This is a genomic window from Pseudomonas sp. VI4.1, assembly GCF_002029345.1.
In the GTDB taxonomy this organism is placed as follows: Bacteria; Pseudomonadota; Gammaproteobacteria; order Pseudomonadales; family Pseudomonadaceae; genus Aquipseudomonas.
In genome coordinates this window covers 26,723-32,772 of the sequence record NZ_MULM01000114.1, presented here as the reverse complement: position 1 = coordinate 32,772, position 6,050 = coordinate 26,723, and the positions used below count along the sequence as shown (strand labels likewise).

General features: G+C 63.2%; 6 protein-coding genes and 2 pseudogenes. 6 read left to right on the top strand and 2 right to left on the bottom strand.

Annotated elements, in window-relative coordinates; genetic code table 11:
* Positions 1 to 229 (top strand): annotated as a pseudogene (locus BZ163_RS06990) (hypothetical protein); the annotation flags it as partial.
* Positions 230 to 388: 159 nt separating this feature from the next.
* Here the strand turns inward: BZ163_RS06990 and BZ163_RS06985 are convergent.
* Together BZ163_RS06985 and BZ163_RS34745 are read right to left on the bottom strand one after the other, a co-directional pair.
* Positions 389 to 847: a YMGG-like glycine zipper-containing protein gene (locus BZ163_RS06985; protein WP_128870327.1), complete on the bottom strand. Its 459-nt coding sequence runs from the start codon at positions 845 to 847 to the stop codon at positions 389 to 391.
* Between the two features lie 92 nt (positions 848 to 939).
* Entirely contained in the window at positions 940 to 1,113 is a 174-nt protein-coding gene (locus tag BZ163_RS34745; protein ID WP_161599971.1) for a hypothetical protein, read from the bottom strand.
* Positions 1,114 to 1,231: 118 nt separating this feature from the next.
* Between BZ163_RS34745 and BZ163_RS06980 the strand changes: the two genes are divergently transcribed.
* The 5 genes and pseudogenes from BZ163_RS06980 (at position 1,232) to ppk2 (ending at position 6,002) form a co-directional block, all read left to right on the top strand.
* Entirely contained in the window at positions 1,232 to 2,785 is a 1,554-nt protein-coding gene (locus BZ163_RS06980; RefSeq protein ID WP_128870326.1) for an efflux transporter outer membrane subunit, read from the top strand.
* Positions 2,782 to 3,930, top strand: coding sequence for an HlyD family secretion protein (locus tag BZ163_RS06975; protein WP_128870325.1), 1,149 nt, complete (start codon positions 2,782 to 2,784; stop codon positions 3,928 to 3,930). The genes BZ163_RS06980 and BZ163_RS06975 overlap by 4 nt, the downstream gene beginning before the upstream one ends.
* Positions 3,920 to 4,958, top strand: a pseudogene (locus BZ163_RS06970) (DUF2955 domain-containing protein). The gene BZ163_RS06975 and the pseudogene BZ163_RS06970 overlap by 11 nt, the downstream one beginning before the upstream one ends.
* 77 nt (positions 4,959 to 5,035) lie before the next feature.
* Positions 5,036 to 5,170 carry a hypothetical protein gene (locus tag BZ163_RS35455; RefSeq protein WP_256578960.1) on the top strand — a complete coding sequence of 45 codons (135 nt, stop codon included), beginning with the start codon at positions 5,036 to 5,038 and terminating at the stop codon, positions 5,168 to 5,170.
* A gap of 10 nt (positions 5,171 to 5,180) precedes the next feature.
* On the top strand, positions 5,181 to 6,002 hold the full coding sequence (gene ppk2 / locus BZ163_RS06965) for a polyphosphate kinase 2 (protein WP_128870324.1): 822 nt from the start codon (positions 5,181 to 5,183) through the stop codon (positions 6,000 to 6,002).
* The last annotated feature ends 48 nt before the right edge of the window (positions 6,003 to 6,050 follow it).

The following is a 6,050-nucleotide window of genomic DNA, read 5'->3' as shown; positions in this document are numbered from 1 at the left end:
CTACCTGATCGCCGAATGGGCCCACCGCAAGGGCCGCCCGACCCTGCCTGAAAGCGTGCAAGCCTGGTCGCAACCGCTGCCCCCCGAACAATGGGCCCAGCCCAGCCCCGCCCTGCGAAAAGCCAACGCCCTGGTCAAGACCGCCATGGACAAAAAAAGGCGCGAACTTCGTCGACGCCTGCAAGGCGGCGGGGCTGCATTGAACCCGCCGCCATACCTGGCCTGGTAGCCGACTGATTTGGCGCTAGCGGAACAGAGGGGGCGCGAAGCGATCTTGATCTAAAACCAGTAGCGCTCGCACCTGTCCTTAAATAAAAAACGCCCAGTGCGGTGCATCGGGCGTTAGGGTGAAACAGATGTAAACCTATTTCAGGACTAGACATTATATCTAGGGTGTTACCTGATAACCGCGCTGCTGCATGCAACTGGCGTAGGCGGAAGAAGCGGCAGCCGTATTCTGTTCAGCACTGCGGCGATCCTGGCGACGGTCCTGACGTTGCCGGGCTCCGCCGACCACCGCGCCGGCCACCGCGGCATCCTTGGCTTTGTTCTGCCTATATTCCTGTTTGACATCGTCATCGACCCGGTCATAAAACTCGTCATGCTGACGACCGCGCGCCCCGGCCACCGCTGCGCCCGCGACTGCACCCGTGGCGGCACCACGGACCCGTCCACCTGATTGAGGGCTGGTGCTGGTGGTACCGCCGGCCTGAGCCTGGCACGCGCCTATGTCTTGCTGGATGATGTCCGGGGACTGCCCTTTGAGCGGCGTCACGGTCTCGGCCGTGGCGCACAGGCAGACCATGGAGAGCATCGTTGCGATGCAGGGTGAGAAGGACGTTTTCATAAAGACTCCACTGCTGACGAAGTGCCCTGGCGTTGCGGCCCCCGGGAGGACGCGCTGCAGCCTGGTTTGCACCCCTGACCGGATGTTCTACGTTAGGCCGCTTCTGCATTGACGACCCGCGCTTTTCGAATAAAACCCGCCACACCGACCATTGCGGCAAGGGCTACCAACAGCCAGGAGCCCAACATCACACAGAGAATGATGATCCCCAACTTGAAGCGCCAGCCGGCTGAATGGGCCTCCACAGTAGCCTGGGTCGTATTCATGGGGATCGTACCTGTTAACCGGTCGCTGCAGAGGCGGCGGTGTTTAAAAAGCTTAGCAGCCGTTTGCCCGTTTGGGCGTCTATGCTCCAGTGAACTTCGTCGGCCGGGAACAGCGTAAATGCAGTCACGTAGAGCCTTGCTGTTTCGGCCAGGCCGGCTCCTGCTGCTTGGTGCACTGGGGCTTAGCGGCTGCGTACGACTCGGGCCGGATTTCCAGGCGCCTGGCGAGGCCTGGGCCAAACACTGGGGTAGCCCGGCCCTCGAGCAATCCAGTCAACGCAGCCTGAACCCGGATCTTCGGCAGTGGTGGCAAGTCTTCGCCGATCCGGTCCTGGACCAGTTGATTGCCGAAGCCGATGCGCACAACGCCGACCTGGAAATCGCCGGTCTGCGGGTGATGGAAGCCCGCGCCCAGCTGGGTATCGCGCAAAGCGGACGTTACCCGCAGTTGCAGCAGGCCAGCGCCGACAGCCTGTACATCAACCGTCGGCAGTTTGGTGGCAGCAACCCGCAGGACAGTCATTTCTGGCAACACAGCGCTGCCTTCGACGTCGGCTGGGAGCTGGACTTCTGGGGGCGCTTCAGTCGCGCCATCGAGTCGTCCGACGCCAGCTACTTCGCCGCCCAGGCCAACTATGAAGACGTGCTGGTGTTGCTGCGCGCGCAAGTGGCCGAGACCTATTTCTCGCTGCGCACCACCGAAGCCCGTTTGCGTGTTGCCCGGGAAAACGCCGAGCAGCAAAAGCGCAACTTCGAGATCACCGAAAAGCTGTTCAACAGTGGCCAGCAGGCCGAACTCGACCTGCAACAGGCCAAGACCCAGTACCTGGGCACCTTGAGCACCATTCCCAATTTCGAGGATCAGTTGCAGCGCACCCGTAATGCGTTGGCGGTGCTGATCGGGCAACCGCCGGGCGCATTGCCGCAGCTGACCGAGCATCCAGGGCTGATTCCGCTGGTCGATCGCGCGGTGCTGCAGGACGTTCCGGCCAACCTGTTGCTGCGCCGGCCCGATGTGCGCGCCGCCGAGCTGAATGTCGCCGCCCAGTCCGCGCTGATCGGCGTGGCCGTTACCGACTTCTATCCATCGCTGACATTGCTTGGCAGCATCGTCTGGTCGGCCGACACCCTCAGTGGCACCTCGCGCAGCCTGGATTTTATCGGCGGCCCCAGCCTGCGCTGGAACCTGTTCGATCACGGCCAGATCAGCAACAACGTGCGGGTGCAGGACGCGCGGTTGCAGCAGTTGATCGAGGCTTACCGCGACAAGGTCCGCCAGGCTGCACGGGAAGCGGATGATGCTGCCTTTGGCCTGATCAAATCCCTGGAGCGCGAACGCATCCTCGGTGAAGCCGAGTTGTCCGCCAAGCGGTCGCTGGTGCTGGCCAGCGTGCAGTACCGCGAAGGCTACTCGGACTTTCAGCGGGTGCTGGATGCGCAGCGGGCCTTGCTCGAGCAACAGGACAACTACCTGGTGGCCCGCAGCAATGCGGTGAGCAATGCGATCGCCTTGTACAAAGCCCTCGGCGGTGGCTGGTACAGCCCCCGCCCGACAGTGGATCCGGCGACTCGCCAACAGATGGAACAACGCACCGACTGGGGTGATCTGCTGGAGGAGTCTGCCACCCCGGCACCCGCCTTTCCGATGTCTTACCAGGAACAAGCACCATGAGTGAAGCTCCGCGGCCCGCGTCCGAGACACCTGTCAGCCCGGCACCGGCACCTGTCGCCGACCCGACAAAAAAAGGCATCAAGTGGGTGCTGCTGGTGATCCTCCTGAGCCTGGCCTGGTACCTGTTGGCCGACCGATACACGCCCTATACGCAACAGGCCCGGGTGGGCGCCTTTGTGATTCCGGTGGCCTCGGAGGTGGCGGGGCGGGTGACCCGGGTCAACGTGCGCAACAACCAGGACGTCAAGGCCGGTGAACTGCTGTTCGAGGTCGACCCGCAGCCGTACCAGATTGCCGTCGACCGAGCGCGCGCCGACCTTGAATCGACCCGCCGGCAGATCGGCGCCAGCACCGCCGGCATTGCGGCCGCGCAAGCCAACTTGCGCGCCGCCCAGGCCAATGAGCTCAAGGCGCGGCAGGACAATCAGCGCCTGGAAGGCTTGTACCGCGAAGACCCCGGGACCATTTCCGTGCGCCTGCTGGAAGTGTCGCGCTCCACCCGCGAACAGGCGATCAGCCAGGTCGCCGCCGCCCGTGCCGAAGTGCAGCGCGCGCGTGAACAGGAGGGCGGCAGCGACGAAGACAACGCCACGTTGCGCAGCGCGGCCGCGGCGCTGTCAAAAGCCGAGCTGGACTTGGCCAACACGCAGATCCGCGCCCGCTCATCCGGGCTGGTCACCGATTTGCGCACCGATGTCGGGCAGTTTGCCGGGGCCGGCAGCCCGGTGATGACCCTGATCGCCATCCACGATGTATGGATCAGTGCCGACATGACCGAGAACAACCTCGGCCTGGTCAAGCCCGATACGCCAGTGACGATTGTGCTGGACGCGTTGCCGGGCGAGCTGTTCGAGGGGCGTGTGCGCAGTGTCGGCTACGGCGTCAGTGTCGGCCAGACACCCGCGCCCGGCACGCTGCCCAGCGTGCAGAACAGCCGTGACTGGCTGCGCCCGGCGCAACGTTTTCCGGTGATCATCGAGTTTTCCGAGGAGTCGTGGACCCGACTGCGCGACAGCGGTGCCGTCCGTGCCGTCCGTGCCGGCGGGCAGGCGGAAGTCATGGCGTTCCCGACTCAGGGCAATCTGCTGAATCCCCTGGGCCGGTTGTTTGTCGGCCTGATGAGTTGGCTATCGTATGTCTACTGAGCGCTCGCCCCGGGCGCAGCGCGCACTGCGCCTGGCCACGGGCACCGCGCTGTGCCTCGCCGCCAGCTTTGGCCTGGGGTTGCCGATTCCTTTTTTGGCCCCGGTGCTGGCCGTTTTGCTGCTGGCCACACTCAATCGACCGTTGCCGTTCAAGGCGGGCCTGGTACTGGCCCTGGCCGCGCTGTTGACCACCGCCATCGGCCTGCTGTTGATCCCGATCCTGCGTTATTACCCGGTCAGTGGCGTGCTGTTGATCGGCGTGTGTCTGTTCCTGGCTTTCCGCTATGGCTTGCGGGGTGGCAACAACCTGATCATGACCTTTCTGGTGATTGGCCTGACCATGATCTCGTCGGCCGGCGTCGCCGATTTCGAGCTGGGCGCCCTGGTCATCGGGGCATTGGTCAAGGGGTTGCACTCGCGGTGCTGGTGCTGCGTTGAGTCACTGGCTGTTTCCCGACCCGGCCAACGCCCCGTCACCCCCGGCCTCGCCGATCTTGCCAGCCGACGAGGTGGGCCGGTTGGCGCTGCGCACCACCCTGATCGTGCTGCCGACCTTCCTGTTGGCGCTGATCGATCCCGCCAGTTACCTGCCGATCATTCTCAAGGCCGTCAGCCTGGGTCAGCAGAGTTCGACGGCGACCGCCCGCAACGCCGGCCGCGAATTGGTCGGCTCGACCTTGTTCGGTGGCCTCCTGGCCATCCTGTTCTGGTGCGCCCTCAGCCTGTTCGTGCACCTGTGGATGTTCTTTCTGTGGATGCTGCTGTTCGCCCTGGTGCTGGCGCGCAAGTTATATGCGCTGAGCCCGACCCGCTTCAGCCCGGGATTCTGGCTCAACAGCCTGATCACGATGATTATCCTGCTGGGCCAGTCGGTACAGGACAGTGCGGCGGGCAAGGACGTCTACACCGCCTTTGCCGTGCGCATGGGGTTGTTCATCGTTGTCACGCTGTATGCCTGCCTGATGGTCAATCTGCTCAGCCAGCGTCGCGGCGGATCGCCCGGTAGCACCACGTCAACTCGGTGTTGAGGGTGAAATCATCGACTAAACTCACTCGGTTGGTCATGGAGAACACAACGGCCGCCCACAAACCTGGAGGAGCGAGCTTGCTCGCGATAGTCGCCGGAACACCGCGTGTTATCCAGCAAGCACGCGTTATCGTTGACGACCATCGCGAGCAAGCTCGCTCCTACAAAGGCGCGGCGATCTGCCAATCGGTCGTCATCTACCGGCATTTGTGAGGTCTTTTCAATGGCAAGGGACAAGAAGAAAGCGCCTAAGAGCAAGCTCGCTGAAAGCCCGAAACTGAAGAACAAAGTTTATCTTGAACAGCTGCGCGGCCTGCACGTCGAAATGGTCAAGTTGCAGGAATGGGTAAAGGCCAAGGGCGCCAAGATCTGCATCATCTTCGAGGGGCGCGACGGGGCCGGCAAGGGCGGGACGATCAAGGCGCTGACCGAAAGGGTCAGCCCGCGAGTGTTTCGGGTGGTGGCGCTACCGGCACCGACCGATCGCGAGAAAAGCCAGATGTATGTCCAGCGTTACCTGCCGCACCTGCCCGCGGCGGGCGAAGTGGTGATCTTCGACCGTAGCTGGTACAACCGCGCGGGCGTCGAGCGGGTGATGGGGTTCTGCACCAAGGAGCAGGTGGCCGGTTTCCTGAAAACGGCACCGAATGTGGAGCGGGCCATCGTCGATTCGGGCGTCATCCTGCTCAAGTACTGGCTGGAAGTCAGCCCGCAGGAGCAGACCCGCCGGCTTGAAGCGCGGATCAAGGACGGCCGCAAAATCTGGAAGCTGACCCCGATGGATCTCAAGTCGTACAGCCGCTGGTATGACTACTCGCGGGCGCGCGACGACATGTTCATGACCACCGATACCGAACATGCGCCCTGGCTGGTGGCCAACTCGAACGACAAGCGCCGGGCCCGCCTCAACATCATCAGCGATTTGCTCAGCCGCATTCCCTACGAGGAAGTCGCGCGCGAGAAGGTGATATTGCCCAAGCGGCAGAAGCCCGGTGGTTATCGCGAACCGGATTATCCGCTACGACGAATTCCCGAAAAATTCTGACGGCTCGTTCAAGTCTGTCTGCGTTGCACACCAAGGGGTCGCAGTGCC

Coding starts and splice junctions, on each gene's coding strand:
- BZ163_RS06985 (WP_128870327.1), bottom strand. CDS start 847: ATGAAAACGTCCTTCTCACCCTGCATCGCAACGATGCTCTCCATGGTC.
- BZ163_RS34745 (WP_161599971.1), bottom strand. CDS start 1,113: ATGAATACGACCCAGGCTACTGTGGAGGCCCATTCAGCCGGCTGGCGC.
- BZ163_RS06980 (WP_128870326.1), top strand. CDS start 1,232: ATGCAGTCACGTAGAGCCTTGCTGTTTCGGCCAGGCCGGCTCCTGCTG.
- BZ163_RS06975 (WP_128870325.1), top strand. CDS start 2,782: ATGAGTGAAGCTCCGCGGCCCGCGTCCGAGACACCTGTCAGCCCGGCA.
- ppk2 (WP_128870324.1), top strand. CDS start 5,181: ATGGCAAGGGACAAGAAGAAAGCGCCTAAGAGCAAGCTCGCTGAAAGC.